Source organism: Mycobacterium sp. IS-2888 (assembly GCF_001954215.1).
Classification (GTDB): Bacteria; Actinomycetota; Actinomycetes; order Mycobacteriales; family Mycobacteriaceae; genus Mycobacterium.
On sequence record NZ_MBET01000064.1, the window covers coordinates 46380 to 70679 of the forward strand.

A 24300-nucleotide genomic window follows, 5' to 3' on the forward strand; every position below is an offset into this window, starting at 1 on the left:
TCCTCAGCGGTACTGAGGCAGCCACCCGCCAAAACTCATCGGTGGGGCTCAGGGTCGGCGACCGTGATAGGAGCCGATCACCGCCGCGTACATCACGACCGGCGGAGTGGCCAGGCGCTTGGCGAGATCACGGTGGAATTCGCGGTGGGCGCCGCAGCCCTCGAACGGGTCTGTGGTGCCGTCGAATGCGACGACGTGCATGAAGCCGACCCCGTCGTCGAACATCAGTACCTGGTAGTCGACCCCGCCAGGATCTCGGGCGGCCAGTTCGCGTAGCACGTCCTCGATCAGCTCGCGGTTGCGTTGCGCGGCATCGGTGGTCGTGAAGTACTGAACCACGGCGGCTCTCCTCATCCGCATCACCTCCACCGGTACAGAGGGCGGCGGGCTGCCGATCTCATCGCCTCCGGCGCGATGAGTTTCACCGGCTCGAGTCCCCCATATAGGCGACCCCAATAGAAACCAGGAGCAGAAATGAAACTCGACAACGACGCGCGACAACTCGTCAGCGCAAACCCAGCGACGCTGGTCACGAACAATCGCGACGGCAGCCCGCAAGTCAGTGTGGTCTGGATCGTGGTGCAGAGCACCGCCGACGGCGATGACGAGCTGGTCGTCGCCCATCTGGAGGAGCATCAGAAGGTCCGCAACATTCGGCGTGATCCCCGCGTGGCGGTGACCATCGTGTCCGACGACCGCAGCGGCCTGCAGACGCCCTACTTGTCGATCAAGGGCACGGCGCGCATCGAGGAGGGCGGCGCGCCCGAACTGCTGGGCGAGATTGCCACGGCGCTCCTCGGGCCGGGCACCGGTTTTCCGCCGCCCGGCTCGCCACCCGGATATCTGACTCGCATCACGATCGACAAGGTCGGCGGCGTCGGGCCCTGGGCGGCGTGACGGCGGACGGCGTCGCTTCCGCAGAACTTCAGGAGTGAATCCAAGCGGTGCGTTAGGGTCTGGTTTGTAGCCGACTGCGGGCGAGGTAAGCAACGACTGCGAGATCCATCAGGGACGCGATGCCGCTAAGTGAAGGTGCACAGTTCGCTGGCTATACCCTGGTGCGGCTGCTTGGCAGCGGTGGGATGGGCGAGGTGTATTTGGCCCGCCATCCTCGATTCCCGCGGCACGAAGCGCTCAAGGTGTTGCGGGCGGATGTCTCGGCCGATCCCGATTTCCAGCAGCGCTTCAATCGGGAGGCTGAGTTGGCCTCCCGGCTGTGGCACCCTCACATCGTCGGCGTGCATGACCGCGGCGAATTTGAAGGGCAACTGTGGATCACGATGGACTACGTCGACGGCACCGACCTCGGCGAACTGGTCAGCACGCACTATCGCTCAGGAATGCCCGCCGAGGCGGCGCTGTCGGTGGTCAATGCCGTCAGCGACGCCTTGGACTACGCCCACCACCGCGGCTTGCTACACCGCGACGTCAAGCCCGCCAACATCATGGTCAGTCGCCCCGATGACGGCGGCACACCCCGAATCTTATTGAGCGACTTCGGTATCGCCCGCCCGATCGATGACACCACCGGTCTGACGGTGACCAACATGGCGGTGGGAACCGTTAACTACAGCGCGCCCGAACAGCTCATGGGCGCGGCCCTCGACGGCCGCGCTGACCAATACGCGCTGGCGGCTACCGCCTACTACTTGTTGACCGGCACCAAGATGTTCTCCAACCTTCCCGCGGTAGCCGTGATCAGCGCTCACCTGACGGCGCCACCACCACTTCCCGGGGCCGTGCGCCCCGACCTTGCCAGCACCGATGCGGTGTTCGCCCGCGCCTTGGCTAAAGACCCTCGCCAGCGTTTCGAGCGGTGCGCCGATTTCGCGGCGGCGTTGGCCGACCGGCTGCGGATCGCCCATGCCCCGCTCAGCCCATACGCCGAAGCCCCGACGCCCGGGCCCGAGGCCTGGACAATGGTCCGACCGGGACCGGCCCCAACGCCGCATCACGACTCTTCACCGCATCCGCGACGGCGGTCGCGGCGCTGGGTCGCGGCCGTGGTCACCGCCGTGATCTGCGTCGCTGGTGTAGGCGCGTATTTGGTCGTTTCGCACGGCGCCGATCGCCATGCCCCGCCGAGTTCGGGCGCCGCTGAGGGCGCCGCGCGGCTGGCCGCACAGAACTATCTCCAGGCGCTCTCGCGCGGGGACGCCTCCGCCGCTTTATCGTTGAGCGCCAATCCGCCGGCCACCACGGAGTGGGTCAGCGCCGATGCACTGCGCGCCCAATTGGCGTCGGCACCGATCACTGACATCACGGTCACCCCGGCTCCCCAGGCGTCGGGCGATGACCCCAGTAGCGTCCAGCACGTGATCTTGTCGGCACGCTTCGGCGCGACGCTGTCACAGGCCCGAATCGCGTTGCGACGCAACGGCAACGACTGGAAGCTCGACACCGCCACCGTGCCCATCGACATCGGTACGCCGGGAACCAAAAACGCCTCCTTCAAGGCCGTCGCACTGTTCGGAATCGCCACGAACGGAACGACGCCGGTCTCGGTTTTTCCTGGCCCCCTCCTCGTCTCATCGTCCAACCGATTCATCGACATCAGTGCGCAGGCAGCACCGGTGCTACTGAACGCACTGTCTCCCAACGCCACCCACCCCAGCGTTCAACCCGTAGCGACGCTCAACGACACCGGCCTGCAGGCCGCCAAAGTGGCGGTCGACAACTGGGAAAAATATTGCTATCACGGCGTCGCCCCGCCGCCAGAGTGCGGAAAGGGCTATTCCTCCAACAACACGGGCACCGTCACCAGTGCCGGGGACTTCTCCCAAGCCAAGTTCGCATTTGACCCCACCACGATGCTGGTCGCTGTGTCGGGCACCATCAAGTACGCGGGGACCACGTCGACGGGCAACCCCTTCGATGTGACATACATTGCCGCTGGCACCGTCGATTTGACCAAAGATCCCCCGACATACACGGTCCACAACTGAGCCGGCCACGCGTGAAGAAACTAGGAAGGTGAAGTCCCATGCCGTTGAGCGAAGGCCAATCGTTTGCCGGCTACACGGTGGTGCGGCTGCTGGGCACGGGCGAGATGGCCGAGGTGTATTTGGTCCGGCATCCCCGGTTACCGAGATTGGAGGCGCTCAAGGTTCTGCGTGCGGATCTATCGGGCGACCGAAACTTTCAGCAACGGTTCATCCGCGAGGCGGATCGGGCCTCTGAGCTTTGGCATCCCCATATCGTCGGCGTGCACGACCGCGGCGAATTCAACGGTCAGCTCTGGATCGCGATGGACTATGTCAACGGTCCCAACGTGCGCGAAGTGCTGTCCCGGCACCCGTCGGGACTCACTCCCGCCGAGGTGATCGCGGTCGTGAGTGGCGTCGGCGACGCGTTAGACTACGCCCATCACCGCGGTCTCCTACATCGAGACGTCAAGCCGGGCAACATCATGATCAGCCATCCCGACGACGGCGGCACACCGCGAATCTTGTTGAGCGACTTCGGCATCGCGCGCCCCGCCGAGGACGACGATGTGACCACCAGCGTGATGACCGACACCATAAAGTCGATGGGAACGTTCCATTACGCCGCACCCGAACTCCTACGAGGAGCCGCGCTCGATGGCCGAGCGGACCAGTACGCGCTGGCCGCCACGGCCTACCACACCCTGACGGGCATCCAGCCTTTTGCCGATGCCAACCCCATTTCCGTGATCCGCGCGCATCTGACCGCGCCTCCTCCCCGGCCCGGAGCCGTACGCGCTGACCTGGCCAGCACCGACGCTGTCTTCGCGCAGGCCTTGGCCAAAGACCCCGGCCAGCGCTTCGCCCGTTGCAGCGACTTCGCCGCCGCCCTGGCGCGCCAGCTGCAAACCCCGGCCACCCTGGCCGGCCCGACGCCGCCGCCCGCCTCTACCGCGAGCGCTCCCCCGACGGGGCCCGGATTCCTGCCCCCGCAGGGCACTGGCTACCCCATCCCGCCGCCACACTGGCCACCCTTAAGAAAGCGCGGCCGCAAACGCCTTGTGATATCTGTTGTTTCGGCAGTGCTCGCGCTCGCCGTGCTGGTCGGCGCCGGCGCTTTCGCGGTATCCAAACTCGGCGGACCCGACGCCGCCCAGCGCGCGGCCCAAGACCGCGAAGCCGCCCGCCTGGCCGGCCAGCATTACTTGGAGGCGCTGGCCACCGGCGATGCCCGCACCGCCCTGTCGCTGGGAGCCCAACCCCCCGCCACTCCGCAGCTTGTTACCGATAAGGCCCTCACCGACCAACTTTCGGCGACGCCGATCACCGACATCACTGTTACCAACGACCCGGCGCAAAGTCCGGACACCCCGCCCGACACCCAGCGTGTCGTCCTCTCGGCCCATTTCGGACCCACTCCCTCACAAACGGTGATGACGGTCCACAAGAAAGACGGCCAGTGGAAGCTGGACAGCACCACCATCGCGATCACAATCGCCGCACCGCCGAACAGCGCTGCAGCGATGAAGGCACTCACCGTCGGTGGGGGCCTTACCAATGGCGCCAGCCCCATCTCGGTGTTCCCCGGGACACCGCAAGTCTCCTCCTCTAACCGCTACATCGACATCGGTGCCGCCTCCACACCGCTGCTGCTCGAAGCGCTAACCGCGGCCAATCCGCCCACCATCGCACCCGCGATCACGCTCAATGACGCCGGCCGGCAGGCCTCGTTGGAGGCCCTCGACAGAAGACTTCACTACTGCTTCGCTGGGGTCGCACCACCAGCCGGATGCTGCCCGCCAGGCGGTTGTCCAGTCGCCGAAAACCAAGGCGTGAACATCGACCCCGACAGTACCGACCTCATCAGCCTGGAAGGCGCCGACAACATGAAGTACGAGTTAGACCCGAATGTCATGAAGGTTCACCTCACCGGCGCCATGCACTACAGCGCGCGCGGAACCCGTCAATCCCAAGTCGTATCGTTCCGTCAAACTTGGTACGTCGACAGCATGATCGACCTGACCACCGAGCCACCCGTCTACGTGCCAAAGCAACCACGATAGCCAGCCCGTCGGACTGTTAGACGTTGCAGCCCAATGCTTCTCGCATGTGTGATGGTTGATCTAGCGGGGCGGCTTCTTCACTTGGGCTGCCGTAGTGATGGTCCGCTCCCAGATCGTGGCCAGGGTATCAACCAGTTCGTCGAGTTCGTCGTCGCCGGTTTCCGGCGTGAGGGTGAGCATCCGATGGATGTTCATGGTGACGAGGGCGAGGGCCGTCTGGTGTGGGTCTGGGAGATCGGCGCCTAAGCGGTCGATGACGGTCTCTGCAACCGCGACGACAGGATCGATCAGTCCGGCACGTGCGGCCTTGATGTCCGGATCATCGATCGACGACCAGAAGACCGCCCGCAGGATCGCGTTATGGCGCCGGTAGGTGCGCGCTGCGCTGGCCAACGCTGTCCGCCCGGCCGCGACGGGATCCTCGGCGGTGCGCCATCGCTCTAGCGCGGCGTCGGCGTCGGCACGCAGTGGCCGCACGAGGGCCTCGAGGAGTTCGCTTCGGTCGCGGAAGTAGACGTAGAACGATTTGCGCGACAGCGTCGTCCGAGCCATGACGGCGGCGACCGACACCGTGTGCGCTGGCTGGTGGGCGAGTAATTCCTTTGCGGCGTGGATGATTTCGCGACGCGCGTCGGCCGGGGCGCGCCGCCGACGCGGGGCAACCGGACGGACTGAACTGGCGACACCTTTCGTTACTGCCATGGTGGCAGTATAGTCACCCTCTGATTACTGCCACCGTGGCAGTAACGGTTCCGAGTGCGGGAGTGTCTGATGCGTACAGGTTGGTTCGGCGTGGTCCACGCGCCACGCTGGTATTGCGTCGTGGTCGGGATGTTTTTGGCGGCGCGGGCGGTGTCTGCATTGGCGGCGGGCGCGAACTTCGCTCTGCCCGGTGACGGGTGGCGGTCGGTTTGGCAATTGCTGCTGGTGGCAGTGCTAGCGGTCGGAGTCGCGTTGCCGCGTGCGGCCTGGCCGGCCGTCGCGGTGGTCGGGGCCGTGTACGCGGCGGCGACGGTTCTCGAGGTGTTCCACGGCGCCGACCTGTTCGGGGTGGTACCGGTCGACATGCGCGACCGGATCGTGCACCCGTTGCTGGCGATCGTTGCGGCCCTGAGCTTGGTGCTTGCAGGCCGTCGAGCCTCAGTGCGCAGTCGGGACTAGCTACAGGGATATTGCCCGTTGAGCACACAATTCGACGGTGGCGTGTAGGTGCCGGTCAGCACGCCTCGTAGGCCACCCGTGGCTGAACCGCCGGGTGCAATGACCCGATTCCAATTCGCGGGAGAGAGAACATAGTGCGTGCCAGATTGGGTAACGGTGCTGTTCCACGTGTGCACGACGGATTGTCCTGCCGGCATGTCGAATTCGAGCTTCCAATCGCTCAACGGCGCCATGCTCCCGTTGGTGATGGCGAAGCGGGCGATGAAACCCGTCTGCCACGTATGTTCCACGGTGAACGTCGCCGCGGCTGCGGCCGCATGAGCTACCGGGGCGACGGCGAGTCCGAGGACGCCAACCAGCACTGCCGACAGCATTACGTGAAGCGCTGCGCCCCAGCGCTTCACGTAATTCCTCAGTCGGGCCATAGCAGCTAACACTAAAACCAAACAGGCGGTATCGGCCCTCGCATCCCGGGTAAGCTGCAGTACCTTTGCCCAACCGAAACCGTCATGAAATCTTGGCCGGATGTCCGTTCTCATTTGTTGTTGCGCGACAGCCGCTTCGGAGCTGGGCGCCCGGTTGGCCCATAGCTGATCGATGCCGATCGATCCTGTCCTAGGGCAGTGTTCGCCGAGTGTGCGGTCTGGGGTCCGACGGCTACGGGTGCCGTCACTGCCCCTCACCCTGAACAGCTGGTTGTCGCGATGGCTGACCAACCGCGTCGGACGCACGCCGGCCGACCAGGAACCAGGTGCGCAGCACACCCTTGCCCTTCACCACGACGTCGCCGCGTTCCTCAAATACGAACTCCCCCTTGAGCCGTTCGTACACGTCGAGCGGGACCTGAATCCGCCCTTCGACGCCGGTGGACTCCATGCGGGAGGCGACATTGACTGCATCGCCCCACACGTCGTAGAAGAATCGGCTGGTGCCAACGACGCCGGCCACCATGGGACCGACGCTCAGTCCGATGCGGATGGGCACCTTCTGGCAGATGTGGTCGGTAAGCCTGTTCGACGCGTCGGCCATATCGAGCGCAAGACATGCGAGCGCCTCCAGGTGGTTGGGCCGCGGCTGCGGTACGCCGCTGACCGCCATGTAGCTGTCGCCGGTGGTCTTGACCTTTTCCAGCCCGTGGCGCTCGACGAGACGGTCGAATTCGCTGTTGACGCGGTTGAGGAGAGTCACCAGCTCCTCCGGCGTGGTGCGGCTGGCGCGCTCGGTGAAGCCTGCAATGTCGGCGAACAACACCGAGGCTTCGTCGTACTTGTCGGCGATGATCGTGGTCGTCGGGTCCTTGAGCCGCGCTGCGATAGAGGTCGGCAAGATGTTGGTGAGCAACGCCTCGGAGCGTTCGTGCTCCAGCTCGATCGCTCGCTTCGCCCCGTCCATCTCGCGCTGTGTGTACCAGACCGTCGCCATCACCATTCCGCAGGCGGCGACTGCCGAGATCGCAAAGCCGAGATCCATTGCCCACACCGGCTGCGCGCGGGTGCGAACGGGCCGGACATAGTTGATCGTGATGATCAGAGCGGCACTGCTGGTCACCACAAGGGAGGCCGTCACGATGTGCTCGGTGCCCAGCACCATCACCGCCACTAGCCCCGACATCACGAAGAAGAACGCGACCCCCGTGTGGGTCCCGACCGTCCAGCCGACCACGATCATGAACACGTCGGCGATGCCAACCAGGGTCAGCGGCGCCATCAGCTCACCAAAGCGGTAGAGCAGAGGAACCAGCGCGAATATCAGGGCTGCGACGACGTTGAACCCCGCGATGGGCCACAGTCGGGTCGTCATCACTTCAATCACCGCGAAGCTGGCGCAGACCGCGGCGGCCATCCATGTGGTGATGTTGAGGACTCGATGACGCCGGGCCTGGCTGTTTGCGAATTGCCGGTTGCGATCCACTATTGCCGACTTCAGGCGCAGCAGCGGGCCGCCGTAGGGCTCCGCGGCTGCGGCATCTGCGGCATCGACATCGGCTGCCACCCAGAAAGCCTATCGAACCCGAAGCGGGCGTCAGCTGGCATTCGCGCAGGCCGATCAGTCCCTGGACCCGCCGCTGGTGCGCGACGACGGATGCCCTCGTCGGATCCTCCGGTGCGTATCTGTCCTGCATCATGAGCAAGGCCATGAACCGGTCGTTCATCTCCGTCATCGCCGAAGGCTTCGGCATCGAGGCCGGCCCGGCCGAGGACAAGGACTACGGCGAGCACCGCGAAATCAGCGCTGAAGGCGCTGACCGCGTGACCGCCGCCCGAGCTTCCTCAACTCATGATGAGTCCGAAATTCCCACTTTCGTGTCCACCATGACATTCAGATGACATCCAGAGAGGGAGGACGAACCTCACCGCGCCATGTTGGCGAATCGCGACAGGTGCAGTTGATGGGCGACGGTGACCGTCTTGGTCGGGCCGTTGCGGTGTTTGGCGAGAATGAAATCCGCCTCTCCCCCGCGCGGGTCGTCGCGCTCGAACGCGTCCGGCCGGTGCAGCAGCAGCACGACGTCGGCGTCCTGCTCCAGTGATCCCGACTCGCGAAGGTCGGCCAGCATCGGCTTCTTGTCAGTGCGCTGCTCAGGACCGCGGTTGAGCTGGCTGATCGCGACCACTGGAACCTCGAGTTCCTTCGCCAAAAGCTTGAGATGCCTTGAGAACTCGGACACCTCGACCTGGCGCGACTCGTGCTTCTTGCCCGACGTCATCAGCTGCATGTAGTCGACCACGATCAGCTTCAGGTCGGCTTTCTGCCGTAGCCGGCGCGCCTTGGCCCGGATCTCCATCATGGTGAGGTTGGGCGAATCGTCGATATACAGTGGGGCCTCACTGATTTCGCTCATCCGCCGCGCCAGCCGCGTCCAGTCGTCGTCGTTCATCCGGCCCGAACGCATATCGGCCAACTTGATTTTCGCCTCCGCCGACAGCAGCCGCATCACGATCTCGGACTTGCTCATCTCCAGGGAGAAGATGACGCTGGCCATGCGGTGCTTGATCGAACACGACCGCAAAAAATCCAATCCTAGTGTCGATTTCCCGACACCAGGTCTCGCCGCCACGATGATCATCTGCCCGGGGTGCAGGCCGTTGGTGACCTCGTCGAGTTCAGTGAAGCCCGTCGGCACGCCGCGCGCCAGACCACCGCTCGAGGCAATCGCGTCGATCTCGTCCATCGTCGGCTGCAGCAGGTCCTCGAGTGGAACGAAGTCCTCGGAAAGCCGGCGATCGGCTACGTCGTAGATTTCGGCCTGCGCACGGTCGACCACCTCGGCGACGTCGGCGCCCTCCGCGCCCGCATAGCCGTACTGCACCACCCGCGTGCCCGCTTCCACGAGCCGGCGCAGCAGCGCCTTCTCGGCCACGATGCCGGCGTAGTAGCCAGCATTGGCGGCCGTCGGCACCGTCGAGATCAGCGTGTGCAAGTACGGCGCGCCGCCGATCCGGCGGAGCAACCCGCGGCGGTCCAGCTCCGCGGCGACCGTCACCGCGTCGGCGGGCTCCCCACGGCCGTAGAGGTCCAGGATCGCGTCGTAGACATTCTGGTGTGCCGGACGGTAGAAGTCGCCGGGCCGCAGCCGCTCCAGCACATCGGCGATGGCGTCCTTGCTGAGCAGCATGCCGCCCAGCACCGACTGTTCGGCGGCCAGATCCTGCGGTGGCTGCCGGCCATAATCTTCACTGGGAGGCGAGGCGTCCATGCCAGGCGCGAGGTCATCGACGACCGCCATGGCTCCCACCTCCCTCTGTCACAGAGTATCCGAACATACATTCGACACCCAGTATTGAAAGCGTAAGCCGGAGCACTGACGCCCCCGACTCAAGCACCCGAATAGCCTTGCGCCGGGACGACGGTAAACGTTGCTGGCAAGTACTTAAAGGGGCCACTGTTCATAACGCTGTGCATCGTGTGTGCATATCCGTCGACACCTGTGTTGAACGGGGTGTGGAGAACCTGTGGATTAATCTTGGGCGTCCTGACATCGCTGCAGATACGCGCAGTACAACACCGCACAATTGGTGTGGACAAGAATCTCTTCGGCGTGTCGCCGCAGGTTACCGTGTCGGGCGTGTTGGCTTTCGGCCATATTTTCGGCACGTTAAGCGCGGGTTAAGGGGCCCCTCCCGCAGGACCCCGGAAATAGTTCGCCAGATCCACCGCTGAACCATCGTCAAAGCGGGCACACAGCGCCCTCGAAGCGCCTAAGATTTGGCGCCCGGCCGAGCGGGCGATCGCCGTCGGCATCGAGCAAACACCGCGGGGTTAGCCCTCCGCGACGACCTCGAGCGCGACCTCGACATCGATCTCGGGGTGCAGGTGCACCGACACCGGGTGTGTGCCGACGGCTTTGATGTGCGTCTTGGGCAGCCGGACGATCCGCTTGTCGAGATTGGGCCCGCCGGCCTTCTTGATGGCCGCGACCACGTCACCGGCGGTCACCGAACCGAACAACTTGCCCGAGTCGACAGCGGTCTTCACCGGCAGCGAAACCGGACCCAGCGCCTCGATCGCCGTCTTGATTTCGGTGGCGTGCTCGAGGTCGCGCACGGTCTTGGTTTCGCGGGCCCGGCGGATGTCGTCGGCCTGCTTCTGCGCGCCGCGCGAGGCGACGATCGCCAGGCCACGCGGGAGTAGGAAGTTTCGGCCGTACCCGTCCTTGACCTCGACGGTGTCGCCGACGGCGCCGAGGTGGTCGACATCGGCCGTCAAAATCAGCTTCATCGTTTCGTACTTTCGGTTGAGCCTGGGCTATCGCGCCGAGGAGGTGAAGGGCAGCAGGGCCACCTCGCGGGCATTCTTCACCGCGAGCGCGATGTCGCGCTGGTGCTGCACACAGTTGCCGGTGACGCGACGCGCCCGGATCTTGCCGCGCTCACTGATGTACGTGCGTAGCAGCGCGGTGTCCTTGTAGTCGATCGCTTGTTCCTTCTTGCCACAGAAGACGCATTTGCGCGCCTTCACCGGCTTTTCCGGAGCCGGGCGCCGCTTGTTGGACTTGGCCATGTCTGTCTTTCTTTCGTTTCCTACTGCTGAAGTGTGTTGATCAGAAGGGCGGTTCGTCGTCGCCGCCGCCGAAGGAGCCCGACGCCGGGGCGCTGCCCCACGGGTCGTCCCCGCCGCCGCTGGGTTGCGCTGCCGGCGCCTGGCGCGAACCGCCACCGCCACCGAAGCCACCGCCGCCGGCGCCACTGCGGCTGGCCTTGTTGACCTTGGCGGTGGCGTAGCGAAGCGAGGGCCCGATCTCGTCGACCTCGACCTCCACGACGGTGCGCTTCTCGCCCTCGCGAGTCTCGAAGGAACGTTGCTTGAGCCGCCCGCTGACGATCACCCGCGCCCCGCGGGTGAGGCTCTCCGCGACGTTCTCAGCGGCCTCGCGCCAGATGTTGCACCGCAGGAACAGCGCCTCCCCGTCTTTCCATTCCCCGCTTTGGCGGTCATAGATCCGCGGCGTCGATGCCACGGTGAAGTTCGCCACCGCGGCGCCCGACGGGGTGAACCGCAGTTCGGGGTCAGCGGTCAGGTTTCCGACAACGGTGATGGTGGTGTCACCAGCCACAATTTCCTCCTGGATCCGCCTGGAGACGATCGATGGTCATGAGCATGTTCCTCGCTGAGCCTACGCAAGCCTGACGACAGCGGGCAGCCAGCGCCGCCCTTGAGGTCCGCTTAGTGCTTATCGGTGCGCATCACCTTGGTGCGCAGCACCGACTCGTTGAGGCTCAGCTGACGGTCGAGTTCGGATACGGTCGCCGGCTCGGCCTTCAGATCGACGACGACGTAGATGCCTTCGGCGTGCTTGGCGATCTCGTAAGCCAGCCGCCGCTTACCCCAGATGTCGACCTTGTCGACAGTTCCGCCGTCCTTGCGGACGACGTTGAGGAACGTCTCCAACGACGGAGCGACGGTTCGTTCGTCGAGCGTGGGGTCAAGAATGACCATGATTTCGTATGGACGCATGGAAACCTCACCACCTCCTCTGGTCTGCACGGCCACGGTCGATCCGTGGCAGGAGGGTCGCCTGCGTCGGCAACCGCCCCAGGCTACCGGAAGGTGCTCTGCGCAGCGAAATCGCTACTGCCGCGCGCGCAGGTATTCGTTGGCCCGGGCGACGGTCGCCTCGTCGGCCTTGCTGAGCGCGCCCGAGTCGAACGGCGGCTGGGGGTCGTACTCGATGAGTAGCTGCGCGGCCTGCGCCGCCTGACGATCGACGAGCAGTTCAACCAGGCGCAGCGCCATGTCGATGCCGCTGGACACGCCCGCGGCGGTGATGATGCGCTCTGGCAGATGTTCGACGACGCGTTCGGGCACATAGCGCGCGCCCAACTCGTTGAGAAGGTCCGCGGCCCGCCAGTGCGTCGTCGCGGTGAGCCCATCGAGCAGGCCCGCGGCGGCGAGTAACAACGCACCGGTACACACCGAGGTGGTGAATGCGGTGCTCGGGTGTACCGATTGCAGCCAGGCGCGGATTGCGTCGTCGTGAATCAGCCCGCGGGTGCCGATGCCGCCCGGGAACACCACCACGTCGGGCGCGCCGACTTCGTCGAATGTGACGTCGCACGTGATGCCCAGCATCCCATTTTCGGTGCGCACCTCGCCGCGGCGGTGCCCGACGAACACCACGTCGATCGATGGAATGCGTTGCAGCACTTCGTAAGGCCCGACGGCGTCGAGCGCGGTGAACCGCGGGAAAAGCGGAATGGCGATCTGCGTCATGGCTGGCTCGCGGCGGCCGCGGTCTCCGCGCCGCTTTCGGCGGCTTCGGGCCGGCGTCGCTGCGCGGGCGGGCGTAGCCAGTCCGGCAGCCAACCGGGCGGGGCGTCAGGGGCGCGGTCGAACGGCCCACCCGCCGGGTCGTCGACCCGCCCACCCCAGCGCACCAGGTCCTCGTCCGGCCGGTAGATCTGCCGGATCACCAGCGCGCACAGCGCCATGACCGCGATGTCGCGCAGCAACACCGTCGTCGTGAAGAACTGTTCGGGCAGAGCGCGATTCGGGTTGCCGTACAGGAAATACATGCGCGGCACCCACACCACCGCGTCAATCGTCATCCACGCCAGAAGTATTCGGCGGTGCGGCAAAGCCAGCACGGCCAGCGGTACCAGCCAGAGCGAGAACTGCGGACTCCACACTTTGTTGGTCAACAGAAACGCCGCCACTATCAGGAACGCCAACTGCGCCACCCGCGGCCGTTGCGGAGCGGCCAGAGCGATGAAAGCGATTGCCGCGCAGCACACTACGAACAGCACGGCAACGACCGTGTTGAGCACCATGGGCGGCTCCCAGAAGCCCAGCTTCGAATCGAAACCGCGCCAGCCGGTGAATGATTTGACGACGTTGTACAGTGAGTCCATGTCGTCGCCGCGGCGGGTGTTGAGCCGGAAGAACTCCGACCATCCTCGCGGAAAGAGCAGCAACACAGGCAGATTCACCAACAGCCAGGTCGCGGCGGCGGCCCCAGCGGTGCGGGTCCAGGCACGAAGGCGCCCGGTCCGGATGCCCAGCACCAGCATCGGGCCGAGGAACAGCAGCGGGTACAGCTTGGCCGCGGCGCCCAATCCGATGAGCGCGCCGGCCAGCACGGGCTTGCGGCGCGCCCACGCCAGCAGTCCCGCGAGCGCGAATCCCGTTGCCAACGCATCGAAGTTGGTGAATATCTGGAAGATCAGCAGCGGTGAGGCGGCCACCAGCGCCGCATCCCAGATGCGACGGCCGGAAAGTCCCGCGGTCGCCCAGACGGTCGCGAGCCAGGCCAGCGCCAGGCCGAAGGCCGCAACGTCGAAGAACACCACCACCTCGGCGACGACCGGGAGGGGGGCGACCTTGCTCAGCGCGGTGTAGGTCTTGGCCACCGCCATCGACGCGTACTGATAGACGCCGGTCAACACCGGATACTCCATGTATCGCACCGCCGGCTGGCCGTCATAGCGCGTCTGCGGCGAACCGCTGTTGTCGCTTTCGATCCAGCTCGACTTGTACGGAAACTTGCCCTGGCTCAACAGCTCCGCGCCGTAGAGCGGCACCGTGTCGGAGTAGCACAACTCGTAGTAGGCGCGTTGGTTGTCCCAGTTGGCGACCCGCTGATCGCCTGTGCCGGTACCGGTGCTCTGCAGGCAGGCCGCCTTCGTCGACCAGCCGAGCGCCAAGAACACCAGCCCGATCAGAAACATCACGCGCAGCGGAGTCATCAGCCGGGCACGCCCGATCAGCGCGTGCCGACCCACCGGTCCGCCGATCACATCCGCCAGGGCGGCACCCAGAGAGTCGGTGTGGCTTGGGCAATCGCGGTTGCCGGCACTACGCAAATCCGCGGCCAGCGGTCGCGGCGAAATGGCGCTCTGCTGCCGAGCGCCGGTCACGGTGGAGGCTGGAGAAATGGCGGGCCCCCGGGTGGTGGGCCACCTGGCTGGGGACCGCCCGGCTGGACGCCACCCGGGGCCTGTGGCGGCGGCGGCGCGACCGTGATCGTCGTCGGTGGGCCAACGGGAATGGTGATCCCCGGCGCTACCTCGACGGTGGGCTGGATGACCTGCTCGGACGGCGGTGGGGGCGGAGGCGGCGGCGCGGCTGGCACGCCGGCGTAACCACCGATCTCACTCGGTTTGGGGAAGGTCTCATTCGAGGTGCCCTTCAGCGCGCCGTCCATGGTCGCCTTCCAGATGTCCGACGGCAAGCCCGAGCCGTAAACCTCTGCGCCCGAAGCGGTTACCAGCGGCACGTTGTCTTGGACGGTCCCCACCCACACAGCCGTCGAGAGCGACGGCGTGTATCCGACCATCCACGCGTCCTTGTTGGCTTTGGTGTCACCCAGCTGCACCGTGCCGGTCTTGGCCGCCGACGCCCGCCCGCCGGCCAGAGAGTGGCCACGCGAATAGGCGGCGATCGGCTGCATCGCCGCGGTGACGTTATCCGCCACACCCTTGTCGAGGCGTTGCTCGCCGTTGTTGTCCGAGCCGCCCGCGTCGAAAAGGACTTGCCCATCGGCGTTGACGACCTTTTGCACCAGATGCGGCCGGTGATAGACGCCGGACGCGGCCAGCGTGGCGTACGCCGATGCCATGTCGATCGGCCGAGTTTGGTACTGCCCCAACACGATCCCGTTGTTCGGTGGTCCGCCCTTGCCATCCTCGGACAGCGTGTGGTCGACGCCCGGGAAGCTTTTCGCGATACCGGCTTGGTGCGCGGCGTCGGCGACGGCCTGCGGCCCGTTTTTGAGCTTGAGCATCAGCCGGTAGTAGGCGGTGTTCAGCGAGAGCTTCAGCGCCTCGGCGATGTTGCAGGTTCCGCAGCTCTCGCCGTCGACGTTGGTGATCTTGATGCCGTCCACCGTCAGCGGGGAACTGTCGACCTGGTAACCCAGGCCGATCCCTTGTTGGAGTGCGGCAACAAGTGCGAACACCTTGAACGACGATCCGGTCTGCAGGCCGGCCTGAGCGAAGTCGAATCCGTTGGCGTCGGTACCGCCGTAGTAGGCGCGTATTGCGCCGTTGTGCGGGTCGATGGAAACCGCGGCGGACCGCATGTCGGGGTCTTGCCCATCGAGGTACTTCGAGACCGCCTTCTCCGCAGCCTGCTGGGCTTTCGGATCGATCGTGGTGGTGACCTGCAGACCCTGCGTGTTGAGGGTCTGCTCGTCGATATTGAACAGCTCCATCAGTTCCCTGGTCACCTGGCGCTCGATCAGCCCGTTGGGTCCGGTCGTCTGATTCTGCGCGCGCGCCTGATCGGGCGGCACGGTGGCCGGAAAGACTTGTGCCGCGCGATCACTGGGCGACAGCGCCTTGGTTTCCACCATGCCGTCGAGCACCCAATTCCAGCGGGCTGCGGCTCCCTTTGGATCGACGGCCGGGTCCAGAGAGGACGGGCGCCGAATCAGCGCCGCCAAAAGCGCGCCCTCGGACACGGTGAGCTGCTCGACGGGCTTGTTGAAGTAGGCCTTGGCGGCGGCCGAAATCCCGTAGGCCCCGCGCCCGAAGTAGATGATGTTCAGATAGGCCTGCAGCACATCGTCTTTGGACCACTCCCCCGACATCTTGGTGGCAATGACCAATTCCTTGGCCTTGCGCAGCAGTCCACTCAACCCGTGTTGGGCGGAACCGACCAGGGCGTTCTTCACGTACTGCTGAGTGATCGTCGACCCGCCCTGCAGATCGCCGCCGCCGAAGAGGTTGTTGTTCACCGCCCGCGCGAATCCGCTGAAGTCGAACCCCGGGTTGGAATAGAAGTTGCGGTCCTCGGCGGCGATCACCGCCTGGCGCACATGCACCGGCACCTGGTTGATGTTGACATCGACCCGATTGCCTTCCGGGGGAATGATTTTCGCGATCTCCGAACCATCGCTGGCCAGGATCGTCGAGACCTGGTTGGTCCGGATGTTGCCCGGTTTGGGAATGTCGACGATGAAGTACGCCATCGTGAAGGTGACGATCGGCAACAGCACCAGCACCGCCGCGCTGAGGTAGGCCCCGCGGCGCACCCATCGCCAATTGATCTGGTCGACCCAGCTCCAATCCAGCCGCGGCCCTGGAACTCGCGGGTCGGGTCCGATCGGATCACCGGGCCCACCGGGTCGGCGTGGTGGAGGCGGTGGTCCGGCGGGCGGCCGCTGACCGGACACCGGCTGGCCACGCCGCGCACGGGTCGGCGAGCGGCCGTCGAGCGCGGCCTTGACCTCGTCGATCGCGTCGGTCGGCAGGGGTTTTGACGGAGGAGCGTCCAGCGCGGCCTTGACCTCATCAAGCGGGTCGCGCCGCCTGGGGGCCCTGTCGTCGACGACGGGCGGAAGGATCGTCGTCCTCCGGTCGTCGGGAGGAAGCGGGCGGCGGGGGCGAGGCTGCTGGGGCGCGCCATCGCCCGGGCGGTCGGTGCTCGCATGCTTGCCCACGCGCTCAGTCGCTGGCCCGCTCGCCTCACCGGACGACTGGTCGTGGCGCCCTTCGTTACTCAATGGCCGTGCGGGCGCCGTTGCGCGCGGTCCGGGTGCCGCGCGTGCCCTTTGGCGGGCGTGCCGCGCCGAGCACGTACGACTTGACCAGGTGATTCCAGCTGCAGGTTCGGCACACCTCCACCACGTGGACCGCGAACTCCTCGTAGCGCGTAGCCAGCAAGACCAGTTCTTCGGCCGTGCGCGCGGAGCCCGATACCGCGCCCAAGTGCTCGCCAAACACCCACGACACCAACGTGAGTTGCTCCTTGCGGCAGATCGGGCACATCACCTGGCTGGTTTTTCCGTGAAACTTCGCGGCGCGCAGCAAATAGGGGTTCGCGTCGCACACCTCGGACACACCGGTGCGGCCGGAGTACACCTCGGCCAGCACCGCGCGCCGCCGAAGCGCGTAGTCCACCACCTGTCGCTGCAGTCGCACGCTGACCAGAGTACGTCGCGATGTCGGCCGCCGATATGCAACCAACGCCGTCGCGCTGGCTGAGCCGCCGTAATCGCTCGTCACATCCGGTGCCGAACTCGGCTCGGCCTTCTACGATCATGGCCGTGGCGAAATGGTTCGGGGCATCCGTTGGTGGCGGGACGACGTCGACCACCCGCGCCAAGGACACCGATCGACAAGAAGCCTGCGCGATTCTCGACAACGCCCTGGGCGACGGTGAACTGTCCGGGGAAGAACACCGGCAACGAGTCAGCAGCGCCACCAACGCGGTCACGCTGGGTGATCTGCGGGCGCTGTTGGCCGACTTGCAGGTGAGCAACGCCCCGGCCAAGCTGCGGGGCGCCAAGCCGCCGACGAAAGTCAGCGGATGGGTCATGCTGGCCGCCGCGTTCGTGGTCTCGGTGCTATTGGGCGTCGGAATCGGATGGGGCCTCTACGGCAACGCCGGCTCGCCGCTGGACTTCGGCAGTGGGCGCGAGGACCCCGGGGCCAAGCCGGACGGAGTGGCCGCCGTCGTGTTGACCCCGCCCACGCAGCTGCATTCGGTCGGCGGGCTTACCGGCCTGATGGAACAAACTCGCAAGAGGTTCGGGGACACCGTCGGCTATCGGCTGGTCATCTACCCGACGTATGCCAGCCTCGACCGCCCCGACCCCTCCGACGACCGGCGCGTGCTCGACTACACCTACCGCGGCGGGTGGGGCGATCCGACCAGCTCCGCCAAGAGCTCCGCCGACGGGCCCGTGACGACCGACCTGAGCAAGTTCGACATCGCGGCGACCGTGGGCATTATGCGCGGCGCCCCGGAAACCCTGCACATGAAGCAGGGCGACATCCGAACCATGTACCTGATCATCGAGCCCGGCAAGGATCCCACCGCCCCGGGGGCGCTGTCACTCTCGCTGTACGTCTCCAGCGATTACGGTGGTGGTTCGATCACATTCGCGGGCGACGGCACGGTCAAACGGTTGGATTTGCCCACGTAGGCGGCCTATCCGGCGGTCCGGGCCGGGCACATTTCGCGGTGACTAATAGCACACCAACACCAGGTGCTGTTGTGGCTAATATATCGAAACGATACGATGACGCGAGGCGTCGGACCGTCGTAACCAGCCAAGCAAAGGGGGTGAATCGATGCTGGAGCTCGCCATCCTGGGTCTTCTGATCGAATCGCCCATGCACGGTTACGAACTAAGGAAACGGCTGACTGGCCTACTCGGTGCGTTCCGCGCATTTTCGTACGGTTCGCTCTACCCGGCCCTGCGGCGCATGCAGGCCGACGGGTTGATCGCCGAGGATGCCGCCCCGGCCGGGACCCCGGTCCGGCGGGCAAGGCGCGTCTACCAACTGACCGAGGCGGGTCGTCGACGCTTCGGTGAGTTGGTGGCCGACACCGGCCCGCACAACTACACCGACGACGGCTTCGGGGTACACCTGGCCTTCTTCAACCGCACCCCGGCAGAAGCGCGGATGCGCATTCTGGAAGGCCGCCGCCGCCAGGTCGAGGAACGCCGAGAAGGTCTGCGTGAAGCCGTGGCGCGGGCCAGCAGCTCGTTCGATCGCTACACGCGCCAGCTTCACCAACTCGGGCTCGAGTCCAGCGAGCGCGAAGTCAAGTGGCTCAACGAGCTCATTGCTGCGGAACGGGCCATGCCTGGCCTCACCGAGCAGACGTAACCCCTTGCACACAAACCCGAATACCGCGACACCACGTTATTGAGTTAGGAGAACGCCCTAATGAGTGAGCAACACGCGCCGCAGGCGTCGACGGATGTACGAGTCGCCATTGTCGGCGTCGGAAACTGCGCGTCCTCGCTTGTTCAGGGCGTCCAGTATTACTACGACGCCGACGCGAACAGCACGGTGCCGGGCCTGATGCATGTGAAGTTCGGCCAATACCACGTCCGCGACGTGAAGTTCGTGGCCGCGTTCGACGTCGACGCCAAGAAGGTCGGCTTCGATCTGTCGGAGGCGATCTTCGCGTCCGAGAACAACACGATCAAGATCGCCGACGTGCCGCCCACCAACGTGACCGTGCAGCGCGGCCCGACGCTCGACGGGATCGGCAAGTACTACGCGGACACCATCGAGGTGTCCGACGCCGAGCCGGTCGACGTGGTCAAGGTGCTCAAGGAGAACAACGTCGACGTACTGGTCTCCTACCTGCCGGTGGGCTCCGAGGAGGCGGACAAGTTCTACGCCCAGTGCGCGATCGACGCGGGAGTGGCGTTCGTCAACGCCTTGCCGGTGTTCATCGCCTCGGACCCGGTGTGGGCCAAGAAGTTCGCCGACGCGGGCGTCCCGATTGTCGGTGACGACATCAAGAGCCAGGTCGGTGCCACCATCACCCACCGCGTGATGGCCAAGCTGTTCGAGGACCGCGGCGTGCAGCTCGACCGCACCATGCAGCTCAACGTCGGCGGCAACATGGACTTCCTGAACATGCTCGAACGCGAACGGCTGGAGTCGAAGAAGATCTCCAAGACCCAGGCCGTCACGTCCAACCTGCAACGCGAGTTCAAGACCAAAGACGTGCACATCGGCCCGTCCGACCACGTCGGCTGGCTCGACGACCGCAAGTGGGCCTACGTCCGCCTGGAGGGCCGCGCCTTCGGTGACGTGCCGCTGAACCTGGAGTACAAGCTCGAGGTGTGGGATTCGCCGAACTCGGCGGGCGTCATCATCGACGCCGTGCGCGCGGCCAAGATCGCCAAGGACCGCGGCATCGGCGGACCCGTCGTGCCCGCTTCGGCGTACCTCATGAAGAGCCCGCCGCAGCAGTTGCCCGACGACGTCGCGCGCGCTCAGCTCGAAGAGTTCATCATCGGGGCGTAGTGGCTCGAGCGTCACGCCAGCGTGACGCATAGAGTCGGAGATCGTGACCGAGATCTCCGAGGACGAACTGGTTGGACTGCACGAGTTCGCGCTGCTGTCCGAAAACGCCGAACAGGCCGGGGTTTCAGGACCTTTGCCGCAGGTGCGGCGGATCGGTTCCGGTCCGATTAGCGCACTGCAATGGGGTGACTCGCCGTCGAGGATCGTTTTCCTGCACGGCGGCGGGCAGAACGCACACACGTGGGACACCGTCATCGTCGGTGTCGGGGAGCCCGCACTTGCGGTCGACCTTCCCGGTCATGGCCATTCCGCGTGGCGCGAGGATGGCGATTACTCACCGCAGCACAACGCCGAGGCCCTGGTGCCGGTGCTGCGCGAGCTGGCACCGAGCGCCGACCTTGTGGTGGGCATGTCGCTGGGCGGGTTGACCGGGATACGGCTGGCCGCTGTCGCGCCCGACCTGGTGCCCGAACTCGTTCTCATCGACGTGACCCCGTCGGCATTGCAACGGCACGCCGAGCTGACCAAAGAACAGCAAGGCACCGTCGCGCTGATGCACGGAGAGCGGGAGTTCCCCAGCTTCCAGGCGATGCTGGACCTCACGATCGCCGCGGCGCCACACCGCGAGGTGACGGCGCTGCGCCGGGGTGTCTTCCATAATTCCCGCCGGCTCGACAACGGAAATTGGACGTGGCGCTACGACGCCATCCGAACCTTCCCCGACTTCGCCGGACTCTGGGACGACGTCGACAGCCTTTCCGCGCCGATCACGTTGATACGCGGTGGCTCATCGGGCTTCGTCACCGACGACGATGCGGCCGAACTCCGCAGGCGCGCAAAGCATTTCCGAACTGCACACGTCGTAGAGAATTCGGGGCACTCGGTGCAAAGCGATCAGCCGCGCGCACTGATCGATCTGGTGCGCGGGGTGCTCGAGGCACGCTGAGACTACGGTTGCACACATGACTGCTGAGCGCCCCATCCGCATCGGCGTGCAGCTGCAACCGCAGCACGCCCCGCATTACGGCCATCTTCGCGACGCCGTGCGCCGCTGTGAGGACATCGGCGTCGATATCGCCTTCAACTGGGACCATTTCTTCCCGCTCTACGGGGATCCCGACGGCCCGCACTTCGAGTGTTGGACCATGCTCGGGGCCTGGGCCGAGCAGACGTCCCGCATCGAAATCGGCGCGCTGGTGACATGCAACTCCTACCGGAATCCGGAGCTGCTGGCCGACATGGCCCGCACCGTCGACCACATATCGGACGGCAGGCTCGTCCTCGGCATCGGGTCGGGCTGGAAACAAAAGGACTACGACGAGTACGGCTACGAGTTCGGCACCGCGGGCAGCCGCCTCGACGACCTGGCGGAAGCCCTGCCCCGGATCAAGTCGCGCCTGGCCAAGCTCAACCCGGCGCCCACCCGTGACATCCCGGTCCTGATCGGCGGTGGGGGCGAACGCAAGACCCTGCGGCTCGTCGCCGAGCACGCGGATATCTGGCACAGCTTTACCTCGGCCGACGAGTTCCCGGCCAAGTCGGATGTCCTCAGGCGCCACTGCGCCGACGTCGGGCGCGACCCGGCCGAAATCGAACGCTCGGCCGCGGTCGGCAACTCGGGCTCACTGATCGACAACGCCGAAACCCTTGTCGGCCTCGGCGCCTCGCTGCTGACGGTCGGCGTCAACGGCCCGGACTACGACCTGAGTGCCGCCGAGGCTCTGTGCAAGTGGCGCGATAAGCGCTAGGACCTCGATTCGAGATTTGCTCCAATTCGTCGGCGAAAAACCTGAACGCGCGTGCCAAGTCGTGAGAAACTTTCCTCCGCTGATTACAGGTGCGCGTTCTGAAAGGGACCGATGCCGAAGAAATACGGGGTCAAAGAAAAAGACCAGGTTGTTAACCACATCCTCAACCTGATATTGACCGGGAAGCTGCGCAGCGGCGACCGCGTCGACCGCAACGAGATCGCGCTTGGGCTGGGCGTAAGTCGTGTCCCCATTCAAGAGGCACTCGTGCAACTCGAACACGACGGCATCGTCTCCACGCGCTATCACCGAGGGGCTTTCGTCGAGCGGTTCGATGAAGCCACGGTCCTCGAGCATCACGAACTCGACGGCCTGCTCAACGGCATAGCCTCAGCCCGCGCAGCGGAAAACCCCACGCCGCGGATCCTGGGACAAATCGACGCGCTCATGCGATCGCTACGCGGCGCAAAGGAAGGGCGGGCCTTTTCCGAAATTGCTGGGGAATACCGGCGCACCGTCAACGACGAGTACGCGGGCCCGCGGCTGCACGCCACCATCCGCGCCTCGCAAAACCTCATCCCGCGCGTGTTCTGGATGACATACCAGAGCAGCCGCGACGACATGTTGCCGTTCTACGAAGACGAAACCTCCGCTATTTACCGGCGCGACCCGGAAGCCGCCCGGGCCGCATGCATCGGTCGCTCCCACCTGATGGCCCAGACCATGCTGGCCGAACTGTACCGGCGCAGGGTATTTACGCCCGCCGAAACCGTTGGCGCCGCGCCTCTTCGGATACTCACCGGCGTCGACGCCGCCTGCGCCGAGCCGTCGATCGCGCTCTGAAAGAGCGGCCCAGCCATCACTTTGCGGAACGGGATGCAAAGTCGTGAAATCCGGTCCTAAAACTGGTCGGCAATAGCTACCTTGTACGCACCCGATATCCGGTTAGACTGCCAAACTATGGCGGACAGCACATCCACCGTGCCCGAGGTGACGGAGCTTGCGGAGGGATTGCACCGTGCGCTGTCCAAATTGTTTGCGATTCTGCGCCGTGGCGATCCGAGTGGCGTCGTAGCCGGCGAGTTAACACTGGCGCAGCTCTCGATCCTGATCACGTTGCTCGATCAAGGACCGATCCGGATGACGGATCTGGCCGCGCACGAGCGGGTCCGGACGCCCACCACGACAGTCGCGATCCGCCGGCTGGAGAAGATCGGGCTGGTGAAGCGCTCCCGCGACCCGTCGGACCTGCGCGCCGTGCTCGTCGATATCACCCCGCGTGGGCGTGCGGTCCATGCCGAGTCGCTGGCCAACCGGCACGCCGCCCTCGCGGCAATGCTGAGTCAGCTGCCCGAGTCCGACTTGAACACCCTGATGAAGGCGTTGGCGCCGCTGGAGCGCCTGGCTTCCGGCGAAGCGGCACCCGCCCCTTCGGGTGAATCGACCGCGTAACCGGCCGTGAAACTGACTGTTTCACAACGTCATTGGTGGCGTCCGTAGACTGGCTGCATGCCAACTGCTCTCATCACCGGGGCCGGCGGCGGTATCGGTTCTGCCATCGCCACCGCGCTGGCGACCGCCGCCGCGACGGTTTCGGGCCGCAGGAAGTTGGCGGCGTCGTACTCGCCGCCTTCGAACGCGACCAGTTCACGCTGCATGGTCGTGTCGGTGCGGCCCGGATATATCGTGGTGACCCGCAATTCCGGCTCGTCGTCGCGCAGCGAGTCCGCGAATGCGCGCAGCGCGAACTTGCTGGCCGAATAGGACGCCATGCCCGGCGAGACTTTGCGCCCCGCCCCGGAGTTGACGAATACCACCTGACCGCGGGCGCCCCGCAGTGCCGGCAACAGCGCCAACGTAAGAGCCACCGCGCCAAAGACATTCACGTCGAAGGTGGCGCGCCACTCCTCGACACCCGACTCGGCGACGTGGCCCGGGATCGAGACTCCGGCGTTGTGCACCAGCACGTCGAGAGCATCCACGATTTCGCAACTGGATTCGATCCCGTCGGCATCGGTCAGGTCCAATGGAAACGTTGTCGCGTCGAGGCGCTCCGCGACGGCATCCAGGCGATCAGAGGGCCGACCGGCCAAGAGCAGCGTGTGCGTCGGCGCCAGCGCGGTGGCGATGGCAGAACCGATACCGCCGCCGGCCCCGGTGATGAGAGCAGTTGGCATGCAGCCAGTCT

Annotated in this window: 25 protein-coding genes and 1 pseudogene; 12 read left to right on the top strand and 14 right to left on the bottom strand. The window is 65.5% G+C overall.

Annotated features, from left to right (window positions below; all coding sequences use genetic code 11):
- Window positions 1–48 precede the first annotated feature (48 nt).
- Window positions 49–354 carry a hypothetical protein gene (locus A5745_RS10780; protein WP_139329542.1) on the bottom strand — a complete coding sequence of 102 codons (306 nt, stop codon included), beginning with the start codon at window positions 352–354 and terminating at the stop codon, window positions 49–51.
- Between the two features lie 120 nt (window positions 355–474).
- Here A5745_RS10780 and A5745_RS10785 point away from each other — a divergent pair, with 120 nt between their 5' ends.
- The 3 genes from A5745_RS10785 to A5745_RS24325 all read left to right on the top strand — a co-directional run bounded on the left by A5745_RS10785 (window position 475) and on the right by A5745_RS24325 (window position 4987).
- Complete coding sequence (locus tag A5745_RS10785) at window positions 475–897, top strand: TIGR03618 family F420-dependent PPOX class oxidoreductase (RefSeq protein WP_076058811.1); 423 nt, start codon at window positions 475–477, stop codon at window positions 895–897.
- A gap of 119 nt (window positions 898–1016) precedes the next feature.
- Complete coding sequence (locus A5745_RS25350) at window positions 1017–2945, top strand: serine/threonine-protein kinase (RefSeq protein WP_076116020.1); 1929 nt, start codon at window positions 1017–1019, stop codon at window positions 2943–2945.
- A 38-nt stretch (window positions 2946–2983) separates the two neighbouring features.
- Window positions 2984–4987, top strand: coding sequence for a serine/threonine-protein kinase (locus A5745_RS24325; RefSeq protein ID WP_076116021.1), 2004 nt, complete (start codon window positions 2984–2986; stop codon window positions 4985–4987).
- A 60-nt stretch (window positions 4988–5047) separates the two neighbouring features.
- Here the strand turns inward: A5745_RS24325 and A5745_RS10800 are convergent, their stop codons facing one another.
- Window positions 5048–5689 carry a TetR/AcrR family transcriptional regulator gene (locus A5745_RS10800; protein WP_076116022.1) on the bottom strand — a complete coding sequence of 214 codons (642 nt, stop codon included), beginning with the start codon at window positions 5687–5689 and terminating at the stop codon, window positions 5048–5050.
- A gap of 69 nt (window positions 5690–5758) precedes the next feature.
- Here A5745_RS10800 and A5745_RS10805 point away from each other — a divergent pair, with 69 nt between their 5' ends.
- Window positions 5759–6148, top strand: a complete 390-nt coding sequence (locus A5745_RS10805; protein ID WP_139329543.1) for a hypothetical protein — start codon at window positions 5759–5761, stop codon at window positions 6146–6148.
- On the opposite strand, the gene A5745_RS10810 is transcribed toward A5745_RS10805, so the two are convergent.
- Both A5745_RS10810 and A5745_RS10815 read right to left on the bottom strand, forming a co-directional pair.
- Window positions 6145–6573 carry a cellulose-binding domain-containing protein gene (locus A5745_RS10810; protein WP_076116024.1) on the bottom strand — a complete coding sequence of 143 codons (429 nt, stop codon included), beginning with the start codon at window positions 6571–6573 and terminating at the stop codon, window positions 6145–6147. The two genes, A5745_RS10805 and A5745_RS10810, sit on opposite strands and share 4 nt — an antisense overlap.
- Window positions 6574–6817: 244 nt before the next feature.
- On the bottom strand, window positions 6818–7990 hold the full coding sequence (locus A5745_RS10815; RefSeq protein ID WP_254848544.1) for an adenylate/guanylate cyclase domain-containing protein: 1173 nt from the start codon (window positions 7988–7990) through the stop codon (window positions 6818–6820).
- 236 nt (window positions 7991–8226) lie between these two features.
- Here A5745_RS10815 and A5745_RS10820 point away from each other — a divergent pair.
- Window positions 8227–8406: pseudogene (locus A5745_RS10820) on the top strand (NAD(P)(+) transhydrogenase (Re/Si-specific) subunit beta); the annotation flags it as partial.
- Window positions 8407–8498: 92 nt separating this feature from the next.
- On the opposite strand, the gene dnaB reads toward A5745_RS10820, so the two are convergent.
- The 9 genes from dnaB to A5745_RS10865 all read right to left on the bottom strand — a co-directional run bounded on the left by dnaB (window position 8499) and on the right by A5745_RS10865 (window position 17508).
- Window positions 8499–9875: a replicative DNA helicase gene (gene dnaB, locus A5745_RS10825; protein ID WP_076064576.1), complete on the bottom strand. Its 1377-nt coding sequence runs from the start codon at window positions 9873–9875 to the stop codon at window positions 8499–8501.
- Window positions 9876–10408: 533 nt separating this feature from the next.
- Window positions 10409–10867, bottom strand: coding sequence for a 50S ribosomal protein L9 (gene rplI, locus A5745_RS10830; RefSeq protein WP_076064575.1), 459 nt, complete (start codon window positions 10865–10867; stop codon window positions 10409–10411).
- A 27-nt stretch (window positions 10868–10894) separates the two neighbouring features.
- Window positions 10895–11149, bottom strand: a complete 255-nt coding sequence (gene rpsR / locus A5745_RS10835) for a 30S ribosomal protein S18 (protein ID WP_076064574.1) — start codon at window positions 11147–11149, stop codon at window positions 10895–10897.
- Between the two features lie 40 nt (window positions 11150–11189).
- Entirely contained in the window at window positions 11190–11702 is a 513-nt protein-coding gene (locus tag A5745_RS10840; RefSeq protein ID WP_076064573.1) for a single-stranded DNA-binding protein, read from the bottom strand.
- A 110-nt stretch (window positions 11703–11812) separates the two neighbouring features.
- Window positions 11813–12103, bottom strand: a complete 291-nt coding sequence (rpsF, locus tag A5745_RS10845; RefSeq protein WP_044509152.1) for a 30S ribosomal protein S6 — start codon at window positions 12101–12103, stop codon at window positions 11813–11815.
- 114 nt (window positions 12104–12217) lie between these two features.
- The gene (locus A5745_RS10850) at window positions 12218–12859 is read right to left on the bottom strand and encodes a DJ-1/PfpI family protein (protein ID WP_076116026.1); all 642 of its coding nucleotides are present in this window, start codon (window positions 12857–12859) and stop codon (window positions 12218–12220) included.
- Window positions 12856–14502: a glycosyltransferase family 87 protein gene (locus A5745_RS10855; protein ID WP_076116027.1), complete on the bottom strand. Its 1647-nt coding sequence runs from the start codon at window positions 14500–14502 to the stop codon at window positions 12856–12858. The genes A5745_RS10850 and A5745_RS10855 overlap by 4 nt, the downstream gene beginning before the upstream one ends.
- Entirely contained in the window at window positions 14499–17090 is a 2592-nt protein-coding gene (locus A5745_RS10860; RefSeq protein ID WP_139329544.1) for a transglycosylase domain-containing protein, read from the bottom strand. The genes A5745_RS10855 and A5745_RS10860 overlap by 4 nt, the downstream gene beginning before the upstream one ends.
- Window positions 17083–17508 (bottom strand): DUF5318 family protein, encoded by a 426-nt coding sequence (locus tag A5745_RS10865; protein ID WP_076064569.1) that lies wholly within the window; start codon window positions 17506–17508, stop codon window positions 17083–17085. The genes A5745_RS10860 and A5745_RS10865 overlap by 8 nt, the downstream gene beginning before the upstream one ends.
- Window positions 17509–17633: 125 nt before the next feature.
- Between A5745_RS10865 and A5745_RS10870 the strand changes: the two genes are divergently transcribed.
- From A5745_RS10870 to A5745_RS10900, 7 genes are all read left to right on the top strand, one after another.
- On the top strand, window positions 17634–18515 hold the full coding sequence (locus tag A5745_RS10870) for a DUF1707 domain-containing protein (RefSeq protein WP_076116038.1): 882 nt from the start codon (window positions 17634–17636) through the stop codon (window positions 18513–18515).
- A 148-nt stretch (window positions 18516–18663) separates the two neighbouring features.
- Window positions 18664–19206 (top strand): PadR family transcriptional regulator, encoded by a 543-nt coding sequence (locus tag A5745_RS10875; RefSeq protein WP_076064568.1) that lies wholly within the window; start codon window positions 18664–18666, stop codon window positions 19204–19206.
- A 60-nt stretch (window positions 19207–19266) separates the two neighbouring features.
- Window positions 19267–20364, top strand: a complete 1098-nt coding sequence (locus tag A5745_RS10880) for an inositol-3-phosphate synthase (RefSeq protein ID WP_076064567.1) — start codon at window positions 19267–19269, stop codon at window positions 20362–20364.
- Between the two features lie 43 nt (window positions 20365–20407).
- Entirely contained in the window at window positions 20408–21310 is a 903-nt protein-coding gene (locus tag A5745_RS10885) for an alpha/beta fold hydrolase (RefSeq protein WP_076116029.1), read from the top strand.
- A 16-nt stretch (window positions 21311–21326) separates the two neighbouring features.
- Window positions 21327–22112 (top strand): LLM class F420-dependent oxidoreductase, encoded by a 786-nt coding sequence (locus A5745_RS10890; RefSeq protein WP_076116030.1) that lies wholly within the window; start codon window positions 21327–21329, stop codon window positions 22110–22112.
- Between the two features lie 111 nt (window positions 22113–22223).
- On the top strand, window positions 22224–22955 hold the full coding sequence (locus A5745_RS10895; RefSeq protein ID WP_076064565.1) for a GntR family transcriptional regulator: 732 nt from the start codon (window positions 22224–22226) through the stop codon (window positions 22953–22955).
- A gap of 117 nt (window positions 22956–23072) precedes the next feature.
- Window positions 23073–23564, top strand: a complete 492-nt coding sequence (locus A5745_RS10900) for a MarR family winged helix-turn-helix transcriptional regulator (protein WP_076116031.1) — start codon at window positions 23073–23075, stop codon at window positions 23562–23564.
- 29 nt (window positions 23565–23593) lie between these two features.
- Here A5745_RS10900 and A5745_RS10905 read toward each other — a convergent pair whose 3' ends face one another.
- Window positions 23594–24289 (bottom strand): SDR family oxidoreductase, encoded by a 696-nt coding sequence (locus A5745_RS10905; RefSeq protein WP_083662876.1) that lies wholly within the window; start codon window positions 24287–24289, stop codon window positions 23594–23596.
- Window positions 24290–24300 lie beyond the last annotated feature (11 nt).

Excerpts from the sequence above, each read along its gene's own strand:
- A5745_RS10780 (WP_139329542.1), bottom strand. The coding sequence starts at position 354 with ATGAGGAGAGCCGCCGTGGTTCAGTACTTCACGACCACCGATGCCGCG.
- A5745_RS10785 (WP_076058811.1), top strand. The coding sequence starts at position 475 with ATGAAACTCGACAACGACGCGCGACAACTCGTCAGCGCAAACCCAGCG.
- A5745_RS25350 (WP_076116020.1), top strand. The coding sequence starts at position 1,017 with ATGCCGCTAAGTGAAGGTGCACAGTTCGCTGGCTATACCCTGGTGCGG.
- A5745_RS24325 (WP_076116021.1), top strand. The coding sequence starts at position 2,984 with ATGCCGTTGAGCGAAGGCCAATCGTTTGCCGGCTACACGGTGGTGCGG.
- A5745_RS10800 (WP_076116022.1), bottom strand. The coding sequence starts at position 5,689 with ATGGCAGTAACGAAAGGTGTCGCCAGTTCAGTCCGTCCGGTTGCCCCG.
- A5745_RS10805 (WP_139329543.1), top strand. The coding sequence starts at position 5,759 with ATGCGTACAGGTTGGTTCGGCGTGGTCCACGCGCCACGCTGGTATTGC.
- A5745_RS10810 (WP_076116024.1), bottom strand. The coding sequence starts at position 6,573 with ATGGCCCGACTGAGGAATTACGTGAAGCGCTGGGGCGCAGCGCTTCAC.
- A5745_RS10815 (WP_254848544.1), bottom strand. The coding sequence starts at position 7,990 with ATGGCCGCCGCGGTCTGCGCCAGCTTCGCGGTGATTGAAGTGATGACG.
- dnaB (WP_076064576.1), bottom strand. The coding sequence starts at position 9,875 with ATGGCGGTCGTCGATGACCTCGCGCCTGGCATGGACGCCTCGCCTCCC.
- rplI (WP_076064575.1), bottom strand. The coding sequence starts at position 10,867 with ATGAAGCTGATTTTGACGGCCGATGTCGACCACCTCGGCGCCGTCGGC.
- rpsR (WP_076064574.1), bottom strand. The coding sequence starts at position 11,149 with ATGGCCAAGTCCAACAAGCGGCGCCCGGCTCCGGAAAAGCCGGTGAAG.
- rpsF (WP_044509152.1), bottom strand. The coding sequence starts at position 12,103 with ATGCGTCCATACGAAATCATGGTCATTCTTGACCCCACGCTCGACGAA.
- A5745_RS10850 (WP_076116026.1), bottom strand. The coding sequence starts at position 12,859 with ATGACGCAGATCGCCATTCCGCTTTTCCCGCGGTTCACCGCGCTCGAC.
- A5745_RS10875 (WP_076064568.1), top strand. The coding sequence starts at position 18,664 with ATGCTGGAGCTCGCCATCCTGGGTCTTCTGATCGAATCGCCCATGCAC.
- A5745_RS10880 (WP_076064567.1), top strand. The coding sequence starts at position 19,267 with ATGAGTGAGCAACACGCGCCGCAGGCGTCGACGGATGTACGAGTCGCC.
- A5745_RS10890 (WP_076116030.1), top strand. The coding sequence starts at position 21,327 with ATGACTGCTGAGCGCCCCATCCGCATCGGCGTGCAGCTGCAACCGCAG.
- A5745_RS10895 (WP_076064565.1), top strand. The coding sequence starts at position 22,224 with ATGCCGAAGAAATACGGGGTCAAAGAAAAAGACCAGGTTGTTAACCAC.
- A5745_RS10900 (WP_076116031.1), top strand. The coding sequence starts at position 23,073 with ATGGCGGACAGCACATCCACCGTGCCCGAGGTGACGGAGCTTGCGGAG.
- A5745_RS10905 (WP_083662876.1), bottom strand. The coding sequence starts at position 24,289 with ATGCCAACTGCTCTCATCACCGGGGCCGGCGGCGGTATCGGTTCTGCC.